The following is a 15,901-nucleotide window of genomic DNA, read 5'->3' as shown; positions in this document are numbered from 1 at the left end:
GGAGGGCTGACTGATGGGCCACGGGATCCTGTTTGATGCCTTTATCTATCTCTCTGCCGCGGTTATCGCGGTGCCGCTGGCCAAGCGCTGGGGGCTGGGCTCGGTGCTCGGCTACCTGCTGGCGGGGATCATCATAGGCCCCTTCCTGCTGGGGCTGGTGGGGGAGCAGAAGGATGTGATGCACTTTGCCGAGTTTGGCGTGGTGCTGATGCTGTTTCTGGTCGGCCTTGAATTGCGTCCGGCCCTCTTGTGGCAGCTGAAGGGGCCGATCCTCGGCACCGGCGGCCTGCAGGTGCTGCTCACTACGGCGGCGCTGACCGGCGTGGCGCACCTGATCGGCCTGCCGCTGCAACAGGGGCTGGCTATCGGCCTCATTCTGGCGCTCTCCTCCACCGCCATCGTGTTGCAGAGCCTGCAGGAGCGCAAGCTGATGCAGAGCGAGAGCGGTCGCTCCGCCTTTGCGGTGCTGCTATTTCAGGATATTGCGGTCATTCCGATCCTGGCGCTGCTACCGCTACTGGCCATGGCACCGGTCGCTAGCAATGGTGGCTCTGAGCTGGCGGGTTGGCAGCATGGTCTGCTGGTGGTCGCGGCCATCTCCGGCATAGTGCTGGGTGGCCACTACCTGATGCGGCCGGTATTTCGTGCCATCGCCCAGTCCCACATGCGGGAGATCTTCGTCGCCGCCGCCCTGCTGCTGGTGATCGCTATCGCTGTGTTGATGGAGTCGGTGGGGCTCTCGCCCGCTCTCGGCTCCTTCCTCGCCGGTGTGGTGCTGGCCGACAGCGAATATCGCCACGAGCTGGAGGCAGACATTGAGCCGTTCAAGGGCTTGCTGCTCGGCCTGTTCTTTATGTCGGTGGGGGCGGGGATCGACTTCGGCCTGTTTGCCGAACATCCTTTTCTCATCCCGACGCTGGTGGTGGGGCTGATGGTGCTCAAATGGCTGGTGTTGATGGCGCTTGGCTTCGCCTTGCGCATCTCGCCGAGCCAGCGCTGGACCTTCGCGCTGGCGTTGGCGCAGGGGGGCGAGTTTGCCTTTGTGCTCTTCTCGTTTGCCGCGCAAAACCGGGTGCTGCCCGGTGAGACCATATCGCTGCTGACGCTGGTGGTAGCTCTCTCCATGGCGCTCACCCCACTGCTGCTGATCCTCAACGATCGGGTGATCCAGCCCTGGTTCGATTACCGTAACCAGAGCGACGCACCGCAGCATGAGCAACCTGAGCTGGTGGAGCATCCGGTGATCATCGCGGGCTTCGGCCGCTTCGGTCAGATCGTGGGGCGTTTGCTGCATGGTCACGGTATCGGCACCACCATCCTCGAGCAGGATGCCAGCCAGATAGAGACCCTGCGCAAGTATGGCTATCAGGTCTTCTATGGCGATGCCAGCCGGATCGATCTGCTCCATGCCGCAGGGGCGCACAAGGCGAAGCTGCTGGTGCTCTCTATCAACGATCCGGCCACCTCGCTGGCGGTGATCGAGATGGTGCAGAAGCACTTCCCGCACCTGAAGATCCTGGCGCGAGCGCTGGATCGACCCCATGCCCACGAGATCCTGCGCCACGGGGTCGAAAGCGTGCACCGGGAAACCCTGGGCTCTGCGGTCGATCTGGGGGTGGAAGCCCTGACCCAGCTCGGTTTTCGGGCCAACCAGGCCTGGCGGGCGGGGCAGACCTTCAAGCAACACGATAACTGGCTGTTGCGCGAGCAGGTCAACTATCTCGACGACGAACACACTTATATCAACAAGAGCCTGCAATACCGGGAGATCCTCTCCGATCTGTTGCAAGACGACGAGGAGGGGCAGGAGCGTATCCATGCCCACAACTGGAACAGCGGGCTACCCGACGACGACAAGGAAGCAAAATGATTGCCTATTATCCCATGTTCAAACACCTGCATATGACGCTGGCTCTGGTCAGTCTGCTGCTCTTTATCTATCGCTGGAGTCTGGCGCTGGCCGGCAGCGATCGGTTGCAGCAGAAGTGGCTGAAGATCCTGCCGCATATCAACGACACCTTCCTGCTGCTGTTTGGTGTGTTGCTGGCGGTGGCCTTGCAGTTGAGCCCGGGTCAACAACCCTGGCTGATGGCCAAGCTGATTGCACTGGTGCTCTATATCGGTCTGGGTGTCATGGCGCTCAAGCGCCCGGCCCGCGGTCAGAAGCTGGTGGCCGGTGTGGCAGCGCTGGCGGTATTTGGCTACATGGTCGGTGCGGCCATCACCAAGTCAGCCTGGTCGTGGCTGATGTGAGCAAAAGGGGAGAGTCATGCTCTCCCCTGAAATCATATTCTGAGATGAATTAATTAATCGGAGTTTTATGCTAACAATAAATCGCAACATAGAACTTTCATTTGAGGTATTTCTGGCTAATTTTAGCCTCTAGCGGCTCCTTTTTTGAGTGCATTGTCTTTATAAATCAATTGTTTAGTGTGTTTTGTATGAAAATGGCGACAGTTGTCGCAGCAAAACTTGCGACATAGACTGTCGCAAGTCACGACTAGCATACAGTCAACGCTAAACCAGTGAAGGCAAGCACCATGAGCAAGAAGCTGTTACGACAACTGACCTTGGCGCGTTGCATCCCGCACCGCCCTTACAAGCTGACCGCCAGCCAACTCCAGGTAAAACTGGAAGAGGAAGGTATCCACGTCAGTCTGCGTACCGTGCAACGGGACCTGGAGGAGATGTCCGGCATGGGACTGTTCGACCTCACCTCGGACGAGCGCAGCAAACCCCATGGCTGGTGCTTCGAGCGCCACGGCCTCAACGACTTTGCCAATATCATGCCGCTCTCGCTGGCGGTGGCCCTGAAAACCTGGAGTGATCAGGCGAGCCAACTGTTGCCGGCGAGTGTACTGACAGAATTGAATCCGCTGGTCGACAAGGCGAGCCAGGTGATCCGCGACAGCCAGAGCGAACTGGCCGAACGCTGGCTGGAGAGTGTCCACCAGTCACCGCGTCCGTTTGCCGGCAACCCGGAGATCCGCCGCAGCACCCTGATCCGCGATGCGCTCTGGCGTGGTCGCAAGTTCAGTGCCGAGATCCAGCGCGTGATCAAAGAGCGCACCGTATGGCTCTGCTACGACCGTATCAACCCGCTCGGCATTCTCAATCAGCCGGACGGCCCGATCCTGCTCTGCACTCTGTCCGAGCTGGATCCCAAGGTCTACGGCATCCCGTTTGACCATATCAAGAACGTGGAGCTGACCAACTTCAGCGCCACCCAGCCGAAGGATTTCAATATCCAGAAGCTGATCCGCGATCAGGGCTATCAGGATGTGAGCGGCCCGATCCGCTTCGTCGGCCGGATCGATGCCAACAGCCAGTCGCTGGTGGATAACCAGATCCCCGGCAACAATCCGCGCATGACCCGTTATGACAAGCGCAGCGTGGTGGTGGAGACCGAAGTGCAGGACACCCCGGAGTTTCGCAGCTGGTTGAACAACATCGGCGGTGAACTGGAAGTGCTGGCACCGGAATCGCTGCGCAAGGCCTATCTCAATCCGGCCAACCGCTTGAGCTGATTAAAAAATTGGAATGTTGAAGAGTCGAGCCTGGCCTCGGCTCTTTTTTTTGCGGTTTTTTTAAGCATATTTATTCAACTAATTTTTAAGTCTTAACGTCAGGATTGAACCGTTTTCCTGCCCCGTTTTCGGGGGCGAAACCCGTGTAAGAGATCTGCCATAGCGACTGTAAGAGGCTGGCGCTTTGAGCCGTACGCGAAGCCATGCCAGAATGATCGCGTTTTCCTGTGAAACTAAATAAATGACTGATATTAAAGGATTAGTTTTTAAGTTCGTATTTTTGGATGGGAGCTGCATCGGATCTTTATCATTGGATGGCCCTTGTTCGGGGTGCGCATTTCCTTAGTATGGGTCTCACAAGGACGGAGCTGGTCCGGCAGGATGCAGGGCAGCGCATAAAGATGGAATAGTCCGCAGGATGTGAACAAGGGACACCTCAGGATGAGCTCGATAATCAGGATGATTATCGTCACGGATGAATAAAGGAACACCGCGGGATGCGGCAGGACACTCTCGGGATGGGAGCAGAACGAACGGAACCTCGTTCTTCAGGATGAACAGGACCTCGCCGGATGCGAGAGGAATACTTCAGGATGAAGTGAGATAACCCGGATGGTTATCTGTCAGGAAGACGCAAGGAACCCCACAGGACGTGGTAATGGACACCTCCAGGATGGAGACAGGGAAGCAGTTCAGGATGAATTGCCAGGCCAGGAACGCCGCAGGACACGCCAACGGATTGGAAAGGGGATATTCCAAAGGATTAGGATAACGTCAGGGATTGCAGGGAGCATTGCAGTTCTACGGACAGGACGACACGACTCTAGGGGACGGCTACCGCCGTCCCCTTTTCTTTTATGGTTTGTCCGAGAGATTGCCGCGCTGGGCGGCGTTGACGATCTCTTGCAGGCGCTGACGAATGTCGACCATGCCAAACACGCCAAAGATCAGCACAGTGACAAACTCGGTCTTGGTGACCGCGAAGTAGCGTTTGCAAGCTGCCTTGATCATGCTGGCCTGCAGCCAGTGCAGCAGGGCGACGATCACGCCGCAGACCGGCAGAAAGCCGTTGAGTTTGCCGGGCAGCGGGGCAATCAGGCTCACCAGCACGCCAAACCAGAAGAACAATATCAGCCCCATCGCCAACAGATTAAAGACTCGCTTCATTGTTTACCTCTCTTAGATAGAGTTGATAGCAGACCTGACCTGCTTGTTTGTCCTTGAGTAACTGCCAGTTGGCGGGCAGCGCCAGATCGGCCATCTCTTTTTCCCGCTCCAGATAGATGAGGGCGTCCGGCGCCAGCCAGCCGCGCTGCTCCAGCAGTTCGCACACTTGCGGCAGCAGCTCGCGGCGAAACGGCGGATCGAGGAATACCAGATCAAACGGCGTGGCCGGGCCTTGCAGCCAGCTCACGGCATCTGACTGGATCACCTGACCCTGACTGCTGCCGAGGGCGGTCAGGTTCTTCTTGATCTGGTCGGCGGCCCCTTTGTCCATCTCGATCAGGGTCACCTGCTCGGCATAGCGCGACAGCGCCTCCAGTCCGAGTCCGCCGCTACCGGCAAACAGATCCAGGCAGCGGGTGCCGCGAATGTGGGGGGCCAGCCAGTTGAAGATGGTCTCCTTGACGCGATCCGTGGTGGGTCTGAGCCCCTCCACATCCTTGACCGGCAATTTGCGGCCTCGCCACTGGCCGCTGATGATTCTTACAAAGCCCGATTTTCCTTGCGGGGCGGGACTCTTGCTCGGGTTGCTACGGCTGGATTTCACTCTGGGCATCGCGTTTCATCGTCAGAAAATAAAGTGGTAGTATAAGGCGGTTCATTTTTATGCCGACCCGCCAAGGGACGGCTATCTTAGCAGTCAGCCTTTGATGTGAGTATTTTTAGATGGCAAAAGGTTTGTTTTCCTGGCTGGGTTTCGGCCGCAAGAAAGAAGAGGCTGAGGCTGTCCAACCACAGACACCCCAAGCCACCCCCGTTACCGTTGAGCCCGAGGTCACTGCTACCCCCGCTCCCGTTTCCGATACCACTGTTTCCGATAGTACGCCGGCCGTTGCCCCCGAAGTGCCTGCCAGCGCACAGAATTCCGTTTTGCAAGATGATTGCTGCCTGCCGACCGAGCTGGACGATCACGGCCCGCTGGTGGTGGAGGAGTGCGCCTCCGATCTGGAGCCGGTGATCGTCAACGAAGCGCTGATCGCCGAAGAGGAGCGTGCCGCTGAAGCCGCTCGCATTGCTGCCGAAGCACAATCTGCAGAAGAGGCTCGTATTGCTGCCGAGGCTCGCGCTGCAGAGGAGGCTCGTATTGCTGCCGAGGCTCGCGCTGCGGAAGAGGCCCGCATCGCTGCCGAAGCCCGTGCTGCGGAAGAGGCTCGTATCGCTGCCGAGGCTCGCGCCGCAGAAGAATCTCGCATTGCCGCCGAAGCCCGCGCCGCGGAAGAGGCTCGTATCGCGGCCGAAGCCCGCGCTGCAGAAGATGCTCGTATCGCCGCCGAGGCTCGCGCCGCAGAAGAGGCCCGCATCGCCGCCGAAGCCCGCGCTGCGGAAGAAGCTCGCATTGCTGCCGAGGCTCGCGCCGCGGAAGAGGCTCACATTGCTGCCGAGGCTCGCGCCGCGGAAGAGGCTCGTATTGCTGCCGAAGCCCGTGCTGCGGAAGAGGCTCGCATTGCCGCTGAAGCTCAGGCTGCGGAAGAAGCCCGTATCGCCAAAGAGGCCCAGCGCGCGGAAGATATGCGCCTGGTCGCCGCGATGGAGGCTGAGGCCGCAGCCCTGGCCGCTCTGCCGCTGGCCGCCAAGGTGGACGACGACACCCAGGACAAACCGCAGCGGGAGGGCTTCTTTGCTCGCCTCAAGCGCAGTCTGGTGCGCACCAAAGAGAATATCGGCTCCGGTTTCTTCGGCCTGTTCCGTGGCAAGAAGATCGACGATGAGCTGTTTGAAGAGCTGGAGACCCAGCTGCTGACCGCCGATCTCGGCGTCGACACCACCACCCGCATCATCGAAGGGCTGGTGCAGCACGCGGATCGCAAGCAGCTCAAGGATGCCGAGGCGCTCTACGGTTTGCTCAAACAGGACATGGGCGAGATGTTGGCCAAGGTCGAGCAGCCGCTGGTGATCGACACCAGCAAAAAGCCTTACGTGATCCTGATGGTCGGTGTGAACGGCGTCGGCAAGACCACCACCATCGGCAAGCTGGCCAAGCAGTTCCAGGCCGAGGGCAAGAGCGTGATGCTGGCCGCGGGCGACACCTTCCGTGCCGCAGCGGTCGAACAGCTGCAGGTTTGGGGTCAGCGCAACAACATTCCGGTGATTGCCCAGCATACCGGTGCCGACTCTGCTTCCGTCATTTATGACGCCATCGAGGCCGCCCGCTCCCGCGGGGCTGATGTGCTGATCGCCGACACCGCCGGTCGCCTGCAGAACAAGAGCAACCTGATGGAAGAGCTCAAGAAGGTGGTGCGGGTGATGAAGAAGCTGGATGAAGAGGCGCCCCACGAGATCATGCTGACGCTGGACGCCGGCACCGGCCAGAACGCGCTGAGCCAGGCCAAGCTGTTCAGCGAGGCGGTTGGCCTGACCGGCATCACCCTCACCAAGCTGGATGGCACGGCCAAGGGCGGCGTCATCTTCGCGGTGGCCGACAAGTTCCAGATCCCGATCCGCTACATCGGGGTGGGCGAGGGGATCGACGATCTGCGTCCCTTCGTTGCCAACGATTTCATCGAGGCGCTCTTTAGCCGCGATGAATAAGTCCGGCCGCGATGAGTCAGCTCAGCCGTGATGAGTAAGTGTTCCATGCCCCGACTCCGGTCGGGGTTTGTCAATTTCAGGGAACCGTTATGATTCGTTTTGACAAGGTCAGCAAGGTATACAGCGGCGGCCATCAGGCGCTGCAAAAGGTCAGCTTTCACCTGCGCAAGGGAGAGATGGCCTTTCTGACCGGGCACTCGGGGGCGGGCAAGAGTACCCTCCTCAAACTGATCAGCGTGATGGAGCGCCCGACCGATGGTCGTGTCTTCTTTCATGGCGATGATGTTAGCCATATCCAGCGCAGCCAGATCCCCTATGTTCGCCGCCAGATCGGGATGATCTTTCAGGATCACCGCCTGCTGATGGACCGCACCGTGTTTGACAACGTGGCGCTGCCGCTGGTGATCGATGGCTACAGCCACGCCGATATCAACAAGCGCGTAGCGGCGGCGCTGGACAAGGTGGGGCTGCTCGGCAAGGAGCGCTACCAGCCGCGCATGCTCTCCGGTGGTGAGCAGCAGCGGGTCGGCATCGCCCGCGCCATCGTCAACAAGCCGCCGCTGCTGCTGGCGGATGAACCGACCGGTAACCTGGACCCCCAGCTCTCCATGGATATCATGCGGCTATTCCAGGAGTTCAACAATTTTGGGGTCTCGGTACTGATTGCCACCCACGATCTGGGGCTGATCGCCCGTATGCGCTATCGCACCCTGACCCTCAAGGCGGGCCGCATGTATTCGGCCGGGGAGGAGCTCTGATGGCTATCGTTCGTCATAAACAACCGCCGCTGCGCCGTCTGATGATGTACGGGGTTGACCATGTGCGGCAGGCGTTTGCCAGTCTCGGGGAGCTGTGGCGCAATCCGCTCGCCTCACTGATGACGCTGGCGGTGCTCGGCGTCAGCTTGGCACTGCCCTCCTGTTTCCATGTGCTGCTGAAAAACGCCGAGGTGGTGGAGGGGAGCTGGCAGAGCAGTTCCCAGATCTCTCTTTATCTGCGCAAGGATCTGCCGGAGCAGAGCATTCTCGATCTGCAGCACAGGATCCTGCTCTATCCCGAGGTGGATTCGGTCACCTACCTGAGCCGTGACGATGCGTTGCGGGAGTTTCGCGAGATCTCAGGCTTTGGCGATGCCCTCGATTATCTGGACAGCAACCCGTTACCGCCTGTGCTGAGCGTGATCCCGGATCCGCGCTGGCAGAACCCGGAAGGGGCCGCCGAGCTGCTCAGCAAGCTCAATAACGAGGTGGGGGTCGAACAGGGCAAGCTGGATCTGCAGTGGCTGACCCGGTTGCAGGGGATCATGAACCTGCTGCGCCACACCATTACCGGTATCGCGGTGCTGCTGCTCTCCGCCGTGTTGCTGATCGTTGGTAATACCCTGCGTCTCAACATCCTCAACCAGCGTTCCGAGATTGAAGTGCTCAAGCTGGTGGGGGCGACCGATTCCTTTATTCATCGCCCTTTCCTCTATACCGGTATCTGGTTCGGGGTGATCGGCGGCATGCTGGCCTGGTGGCTGACCGAAGTGATGGTGATCTGGAGCGAAGGGGTGGTGAAGGAGCTGGCGGGCTTGTATAACAGTAACTTCCGGTTGGTTGGCATGGGGGCGGTAGACGGGATCAATCTGATCTTGCTGGGCGCCCTGCTGGGGCTGATTGCCTCCTGGTTCTCGGTCCATCGCCACATTCGCGACATCGAACCATCCTGATTACTTTGTCATCAAAGTAAATCGCTGGATTTTGAGAGGCGGATCAAGTAAAAGAGGGGCCGTTTCTGGCTTGGCCCCCATAGTCAGAGTATTCTGAATAACAATGATCTTCCGGATCTTCGCTAGATCCAGTGAACCTTCTGATTTATAAGCAGTCTATTAAAGCTGAAGCATTTATACGGGTGTGGCCCCTCTGCCTTGCTCGTCAGACTTGGCAAGCATGTGAAGGTTGCGAGCTCCGCAACAATGGACTTAGCATGCTACTTTTCGGGGGTCCTTCATTGTGACCCCCTTTTTTTGACTGTTCATTCATGATTCATCCTGCAGGCTTAAGATAAGCCGGTCTAAAACTGGGCATGTTCTTTGATACACGCCGCAGAATGGCATCCGGTCAGTAGACAGACCCTCTCAGGGTGTTAGACTGATTCGATTGAAAAGTAAGAGGTAACAGATGGGAACTTCATTGCAGCGCACTATGGCTCTGATTCCGCAAGGTAGTCTGGAAGGCTATATCCAGGCAGTAAACTCTATTCCTGTGCTGAGCGCAGAGGAAGAGCGTGAACTGGCTGAGCGTTTGCAGCAGGATGGCGATCTCGAGGCTGCTCGTCAGCTGGTTATGTCGCATCTGCGCTTTGTCGTTCATGTCGCCAAGAGTTATGCCGGTTACGGTCTGCCTCAGGCCGATCTGGTTCAGGAAGGCAACATCGGCCTGATGAAGGCGGTCAAGCGCTTCGACCCGACGGTCGGCGTGCGTCTGGTCTCCTTTGCCGTGCACTGGATCAAGGCCGAAATCCACGAATATGTCCTGCGCAACTGGCGTATGGTCAAGGTGGCGACCACCAAGGCCCAGCGCAAGCTCTTCTTCAACCTGCGCAAATCCAAAAAACGTCTGGGCTGGCTGAACCACGAAGAGGTTCAGGCCGTGGCGGCCGATCTCGGCGTTTCTGCCGCTGACGTGACCGAGATGGAAGCGCGGATGGCCAACTACGATCAGGCGTTCGATCTGGTGGGTGACGATGAGGAAGAGGGCGGTTTCGCTCCGGTTCACTATCTGGAGGACAAATCCTCCGATCTGGCCGCGACCATCGAGAATGACAACTGGGACGATCACGCGACCCGTCGCCTGAGCTCGGCCCTCGCCACCCTGGATGAGCGCAGCCAGCACATCATCCGCGCCCGCTGGCTCGATGATGACAGCAAGACCACTCTGCAGGAGCTGGCCGATACCTACGGCGTCTCTGCCGAGCGTGTGCGTCAGCTTGAGAAAAACGCACTCAAGAAGCTGAAAGATGCCATGGAAGCCTGATGCTTCCTCTCATAAAAACAGGGCCTGATGGCCCTGTTTTTGTTTCGCAGGGATCTGGTCGGCCTTGCTTTGGTTACCCTTGAGTGTGTTATGTTGCCGCCACTGCCACATTAGGGAGAGCAGAAGTGAAACTGTTGAACGACCTGTTTACCAACAACCGTGAGTGGGCCGAACGGATCAAAGCCGAAGATCCCAATTTCTTTGCCACTCTTTCTGCCCAGCAGGCCCCCGAATACCTCTGGATCGGTTGTTCCGACAGCCGGGTCCCCGCCAACCAACTGATGGGGTTGCTGCCGGGGGACGTCTTCGTCCACCGCAACGTCGCCAATCTGGTGGTACATACCGATTTCAACTGCCTCTCCGTGCTGCAATACGCGGTAGAAGTGCTCAAGGTGAAGCACATCATCGTCTGCGGTCACTATGGCTGCGGCGGCGTCAAGGCCGCGATGCAGAATCAGGAGCTGGGTCTCATCGACAACTGGCTGCGCAACATCAAGGATGTCTACTTCAAATACGGTGAAGAGCTCGAGGCCATCGAGGATGAGCACGAGCGCTTCGACTACCTGTGCGAGCTGAACGTCGCCGAGCAGGTCGCCAACGTCTGCCACACCACCATCATCCAGAATGCCTGGCGCAAGGGGCAGGAGCTGGCGGTGCATGGCTGGATCTACGGGATTAAAGACGGTCTGCTGCACGATCTTGATCTCTGCATCAGCGGCCCGGATCAGATCCCCGATGTCTATCGTGCCTGGCCGGACATGCGTCCGCCCCACCGTCGGCGCTAGGGAGCTTCATGGTGGTGCCAGCCCTCTATCTGCAGATCAAGCAGCATATTCTGGACGGGATCCGCGAACGCCACTATCAGGCGGGGGACAGGATCCCGACCGAAGCGGCCCTGTGCGAGCAGTTCACCGTGAGCCGGATGACGGTCAACCGTGCGTTGCGGGAACTGGTGGCGGAAGGGTGGTTGGTGCGTACCGCCGGTTCCGGTAGCTTCGTGGCGGACAGGCGCACCGAGTCACCGCTGCTGGCTATTCGCAATATTGCCGACGAGATCGCCGAGCGTGGCGGTGAGTACAGCGCCCGGGTGATCCGGCTGCAGCGGCTGGCCGCCGACGAGAAGGTGGCGGTGCAACTGGGGCTGCGGGTGGGCGCCCCCATCTTTCACAGCCTGATCGTCCATCAGGCCGATGGGGAGCCGTTGCAGCTGGAGGAGCGCTTTGTCGATGCCGGGCGCCTGCCTGGCTACGGCGAGCAGGATTTCACCCTGCAAACTCCCAACCGCTATCTGATGGATGTCTGCCCCCTCTCCGAGATGGAGCACGTAGTGGAAGCCGTGTTACCCAGCGCCGGTGAGGCGGGATTGTTGCAGATCCGCGTAGATTCCCCCTGCCTGTTGTTGCACCGGCGTACCTGGTCGGAGGGGCATCTGGTCTCCTACGCCCGTTTGCTCTCCCCCGGTTCCCGCTACAAGCTAAGCTCCAAGACTCAGTTGGAGTGAATGTATATACAACTAGATTTTGCAAAGCCCACCTCCTGGTGGGCTTTTTTGTGCTTAAACTCTAAGTTTGATGCTGTTATCAGGATGTGAACTTCGCTCTTTCTTTCGTCATAGAGATCGACTATAAGAATATGTATATACATTTGAGGTCGCTATGAACAAGGAACTGTTGAACTGCGAGCGGGTCTGGCTCAACGTGACGCCCGCTACCCTGAATGATGAGCTTGCCGACTACGGCCTGCTGCCGCTCCACGCCATCGGCGTGAAGGATGGCAAGATCCACGCGCTGGTGCCGATGGCCGAACTGAAGGGGCCCCATCCTGCTCACTGGCAGGATATGCAGGGCAAGCTGGCTACCCCCGGCCTTATCGATTGCCACACCCATCTGGTCTTCGCCGGCAGCCGTGCCGAAGAGTTCGAACTGCGTCAGCAGGGTGTGCCCTATGCCGAGATCGCCCGTCGGGGCGGCGGCATCATCAGCACGGTGCGTGCCACCCGTGCCGCCAGCGAAGAGCAACTGTTCGAGCTGGCGTTGCCGAGGGTGACATCCCTGATCCGCGAGGGTGTTACCACTGTGGAGATCAAGTCCGGCTATGGCCTGACGCTGGATGACGAACTCAAGATGCTGCGGGTGGCCCGCCGACTGGGAGAGGCGTTGCCGATCCGGGTCAAGACCACTCTGCTGGCGGCCCATGCTGTGCCGCCGGAGTATCGCGATGATCCCGACAGCTGGGTTGAGACCATCTGCCAAGAGATCATTCCGGCCGTAGCCGAGGCGGCTCTGGCTGATGCGGTAGATGTCTTCTGCGAGCATATCGGCTTCTCGCTGGCCCAGACCGAGCAGGTCTATCTGGCGGCGGATCAATACGGCCTGCCGGTGAAGGGGCATATGGATCAGCTCTCCAATCTCGGCGGCAGCACGCTGGCCGCCAACTTCGGCGCCCTCTCGGTGGATCATCTGGAGTATCTGGATCCGGAAGGGATCCTGGCGCTGGCCCACCGTGGCGTGGTCGCCACCCTGCTGCCCACCGCCTTCTACTTCCTCAAAGAGACCAAGCTGCCGCCGGTTGCCGCCTTGCGTAAGGCGGGGGTGGCGATGGCGGTCTCCTCCGATATCAACCCGGGTACGGCCCCCATCGTCTCGCTGCGGATGGCGATGAACATGGCTTGTACCCTGTTTGGTCTGACGCCGGTGGAGGCCATGGTCGGGGTGACCCGTCACGCTGCCAAAGCGCTTGGCGAGCAGGATCGCCTTGGCCAGCTCAGGGTTGGCATGGCGGCCGATTTCCTGATCTGGCACTGCGCCCATCCGGCCGAGCTGAGCTACATGGTTGGCGTCGATCAGCTGGCAGGCCGCATCTTCAACGGCGAGGAGACCCTCCATGGATAAGTTCAACCCGATCGACATGTCGCTCTGGCAGGGGCGGCAGGATCCGGAAGATGGTGAACTGGCCCTGCGTTGGCACGACAAAGTTCTGCCTTGGCAAGAGGCGCAGCCTAGGCAAGCCGATAGCGAGCCCGGAGTGGTGCTGCTCGGCTTTGCCTGCGATGAAGGGGTTCGCCGCAACAAGGGGCGTGTCGGCGCCGCCGGTGCTCCGCAAGCGGTGCGCAAGCTGCTGGCCAACACCGCCTGGCACCTGAATCGACCTGTCTACGATGGTGGGGATGTGAGCTGTACCGATGGCAATCTCGACGCCGCCCACGGCCATCTGGCCGAGCGGGTCGCCGCTGCGCTCGATCTGGGCCACTTCCCGCTGGTGCTGGGGGGCGGCCACGAGGTGGCTTTCGGTAGCTGGAGCGGCCTTAACAATCATCTGGGCGGCAATGGCAAGATAGGCATCATCAACCTCGACGCCCACTTCGACCTGCGCATGAAGCAGGAATTGGCAAGCTCCGGTACCCCCTTCTTCCAGATCGCCGAGCAGTGCGCCGCTCAGGGCACACCGTTTCACTACGCCTGCCTCGGGGTAGCCGAGACCGCCAATACCCAAGCCCTGTTTGCCCGCGCCAAGGCGCTGGGAGTGTGGCATGTGCTGGACGAGGCGATGACTCAGGCCGGGCTGCCTGCCTTGCTAAGCGGGCTGGACGCCTTTATCGCCGATTGTGATCACCTCTATCTAACCATCGACCTTGATGTGCTGCCCGGAGCCGTGATGCCGGGAGTGAGCGCCCCCGCCGCCCGTGGTGTGGAGCTGGCGGTGATCGAACCGCTCATTGCCCATATCCGGGCCAGCGGCAAGCTCAGGCTCGCCGATCTGGCCGAGTACAACCCGACGCTGGATCAGGACAACCGCAGTGCCCGCGTGGCCGCGCGACTGGTTCATCTGTTGACCCGTTAACCCTTTGGCCGCCCGTCGCCAAAGGCACCCTATTGATACAACAAGGAGTGTGTATGTCTGTGCAACAGCAGGATCCCCGTCATGATCCGAACCGCGTGATCCGTGCCCCGCGCGGTACCGAGCTGACCGCCAAGAGCTGGCTCACCGAGGCGCCGCTGCGGATGCTGATGAACAACCTGGACCCTGAGGTGGCCGAGCATCCTCAGTCGCTGGTGGTCTATGGCGGCATCGGTCGCGCTGCCCGCAACTGGGCCTGCTTTGACAAGATCGTCGAGGTGCTGACCCGGCTCGAGGAGGATCAGACCCTGCTGGTGCAATCCGGCAAGCCGGTCGGGGTGTTCCAGACCCACAAGGATGCGCCGCGGGTGCTGATCGCCAACTCCAATCTGGTGCCGCATTGGGCCAACTGGGAGCACTTCAACGAGCTCGATAAGAAGGGCCTGATGATGTACGGCCAGATGACTGCGGGTTCCTGGATCTACATCGGCACCCAGGGAATAGTGCAGGGCACCTACGAAACCTTTTTCGCGGTGGCCAACCAGCACTTCAACGGCTCGCCTGCGGGCCGCTGGATCCTCACCGGTGGGCTCGGCGGCATGGGCGGCGCCCAGCCGCTGGCTGCCACCATGGCCGGCTTCTCGATGATCGCCGTCGAGTGCGACGAGACCCGCATCGATTTTCGTCTGCGCACCCGTTATGTGGACAAGAAGGCTCACAGTCTGGATGAGGCGCTGGCCATGATCGAAGAGGCCAAACAGAGCGGCACCGCCATCTCCATCGGTCTGCTCGGCAACGCCGCCGACGTCTTCGCCGAGCTGGTGGCCCGTGGCATCACCCCTGACGTGGTGACCGACCAGACCTCCGCCCACGACCCGGTGCACGGCTACCTGCCGCAGGGCTGGAGCGTGGCCAAGTGGCGCGAGCTGCAGCAGAGTGCCCCGCAGGAGGTGAATCTGGCCGCTCGTCGCTCCATGGCCCGTCAGGTGGAGGCGATGCTGACCCTGCAAGAGCGCGGCGCGGCGACTCTGGATTACGGCAACAACATCCGCCAGATGGCGTTGGAGGAGGGGGTGGCGAACGCCTTCGATTTCCCCGGCTTCGTCCCCGCCTACATTCGCCCGCTGTTCTGCGAGGGGATTGGGCCGTTCCGCTGGGTGGCCCTCTCTGGCGATCCGGAAGATATCTACAAGACAGATCAGAAGGTGAAAGAGCTGATCCCCGATGATCCTCACCTGCACAACTGGCTCGACATGGCCCGCGAGCGCATCGCGTTTCAGGGACTGCCGGCGCGGATCTGCTGGGTCGGGGTCAAGGATCGGGTACGGCTCGGTCTGGCCTTCAACGAGATGGTGAAAAACGGCGAGCTGAAAGCCCCCATCGTCATCGGTCGCGACCATCTGGATTCCGGCTCGGTGGCGAGCCCGAACCGCGAGACCGAGTCGATGATGGATGGCTCCGATGCCGTCTCCGACTGGCCGCTGCTCAACGCCCTGCTCAACACCGCCGGTGGCGCGACCTGGGTTTCGCTGCATCACGGCGGCGGGGTCGGCATGGGCTTCTCCCAGCACTCCGGCGTGGTGATCGTCTGTGACGGCTCCGATGACGCTGCCCGCCGCGTCGGTCGGGTGCTGCGCAACGATCCGGCCACCGGGGTGATGCGCCACGCGGATGCCGGCTACGATATTGCCATCAACTGTGCCCATGAGGCGAAACTGGATCTGCCGATGATTGACGGCGCCAACGGTGTCAAAGGAAAGGTGTAAC

General features: G+C 60.2%; 14 protein-coding genes. 12 read left to right on the top strand and 2 right to left on the bottom strand.

Translation table 11 applies throughout. The features are described 5' to 3' along the window. Positions 1–13 precede the first annotated feature (13 nt). The 3 genes from AB5Y76_RS08440 (at position 14) to AB5Y76_RS08430 (ending at position 3,527) form a co-directional block, all read left to right on the top strand. Positions 14–1,870, top strand: coding sequence for a monovalent cation:proton antiporter-2 (CPA2) family protein (locus AB5Y76_RS08440; RefSeq protein WP_103251137.1), 1,857 nt, complete (start codon positions 14–16; stop codon positions 1,868–1,870). Beyond that, positions 1,867–2,253, top strand: coding sequence for a SirB2 family protein (locus tag AB5Y76_RS08435; RefSeq protein ID WP_042081419.1), 387 nt, complete (start codon positions 1,867–1,869; stop codon positions 2,251–2,253). Before AB5Y76_RS08440 ends, AB5Y76_RS08435 begins: the two co-directional genes overlap by 4 nt. Positions 2,254–2,540: 287 nt before the next feature. Further along, positions 2,541–3,527: a YafY family protein gene (locus tag AB5Y76_RS08430; protein WP_005339987.1), complete on the top strand. Its 987-nt coding sequence runs from the start codon at positions 2,541–2,543 to the stop codon at positions 3,525–3,527. Positions 3,528–4,382: 855 nt separating this feature from the next. Here the strand turns inward: AB5Y76_RS08430 and AB5Y76_RS08425 are convergent. Both AB5Y76_RS08425 and rsmD read right to left on the bottom strand, forming a co-directional pair. Then, on the bottom strand, positions 4,383–4,694 hold the full coding sequence (locus tag AB5Y76_RS08425; RefSeq protein ID WP_263718210.1) for a DUF1145 domain-containing protein: 312 nt from the start codon (positions 4,692–4,694) through the stop codon (positions 4,383–4,385). Further along, entirely contained in the window at positions 4,678–5,307 is a 630-nt protein-coding gene (gene rsmD / locus AB5Y76_RS08420; RefSeq protein ID WP_088870315.1) for a 16S rRNA (guanine(966)-N(2))-methyltransferase RsmD, read from the bottom strand. The genes AB5Y76_RS08425 and rsmD overlap by 17 nt, the downstream gene beginning before the upstream one ends. Positions 5,308–5,417: 110 nt before the next feature. On the opposite strand from rsmD, the gene ftsY reads away from it, so the two are divergent. The 9 genes from ftsY (at position 5,418) to hutU (ending at position 15,900) form a co-directional block, all read left to right on the top strand. Beyond that, the gene (ftsY, locus tag AB5Y76_RS08415; RefSeq protein WP_257697262.1) at positions 5,418–7,280 is read left to right on the top strand and encodes a signal recognition particle-docking protein FtsY; all 1,863 of its coding nucleotides are present in this window, start codon (positions 5,418–5,420) and stop codon (positions 7,278–7,280) included. An 89-nt stretch (positions 7,281–7,369) separates the two neighbouring features. Beyond that, on the top strand, positions 7,370–8,038 hold the full coding sequence (ftsE, locus tag AB5Y76_RS08410) for a cell division ATP-binding protein FtsE (protein ID WP_005339995.1): 669 nt from the start codon (positions 7,370–7,372) through the stop codon (positions 8,036–8,038). Continuing rightward, positions 8,038–8,991, top strand: coding sequence for a permease-like cell division protein FtsX (ftsX, locus tag AB5Y76_RS08405; protein WP_005339996.1), 954 nt, complete (start codon positions 8,038–8,040; stop codon positions 8,989–8,991). The genes ftsE and ftsX overlap by 1 nt, the downstream gene beginning before the upstream one ends. Before the next feature lie 451 nt (positions 8,992–9,442). Next, on the top strand, positions 9,443–10,297 hold the full coding sequence (rpoH, locus tag AB5Y76_RS08400) for an RNA polymerase sigma factor RpoH (protein ID WP_005339997.1): 855 nt from the start codon (positions 9,443–9,445) through the stop codon (positions 10,295–10,297). Positions 10,298–10,422: 125 nt separating this feature from the next. Beyond that, positions 10,423–11,082 (top strand): carbonate dehydratase, encoded by a 660-nt coding sequence (gene can / locus AB5Y76_RS08395; RefSeq protein ID WP_042076162.1) that lies wholly within the window; start codon positions 10,423–10,425, stop codon positions 11,080–11,082. 11 nt (positions 11,083–11,093) lie between these two features. Then, positions 11,094–11,798: a histidine utilization repressor gene (gene hutC, locus AB5Y76_RS08390; RefSeq protein WP_263718256.1), complete on the top strand. Its 705-nt coding sequence runs from the start codon at positions 11,094–11,096 to the stop codon at positions 11,796–11,798. A gap of 154 nt (positions 11,799–11,952) precedes the next feature. Then, a complete protein-coding gene (gene hutI, locus AB5Y76_RS08385; protein WP_263718199.1) occupies positions 11,953–13,188 on the top strand; it encodes an imidazolonepropionase in 1,236 nt (411 codons plus the stop codon). Continuing rightward, positions 13,181–14,137, top strand: coding sequence for a formimidoylglutamase (gene hutG / locus AB5Y76_RS08380; protein WP_263718197.1), 957 nt, complete (start codon positions 13,181–13,183; stop codon positions 14,135–14,137). Before hutI ends, hutG begins: the two co-directional genes overlap by 8 nt. 53 nt (positions 14,138–14,190) lie before the next feature. Beyond that, the gene (gene hutU, locus AB5Y76_RS08375; RefSeq protein ID WP_263718195.1) at positions 14,191–15,900 is read left to right on the top strand and encodes a urocanate hydratase; all 1,710 of its coding nucleotides are present in this window, start codon (positions 14,191–14,193) and stop codon (positions 15,898–15,900) included. Position 15,901 lies beyond the last annotated feature (1 nt).

Origin of the sequence: Aeromonas sp. R1-2, from assembly GCF_040908505.1 — a bacterium.
GTDB classification, from domain to species: domain Bacteria; phylum Pseudomonadota; class Gammaproteobacteria; order Enterobacterales; family Aeromonadaceae; genus Aeromonas; species Aeromonas veronii.
This window is presented reverse-complemented; position numbering and strand designations above follow the sequence as displayed.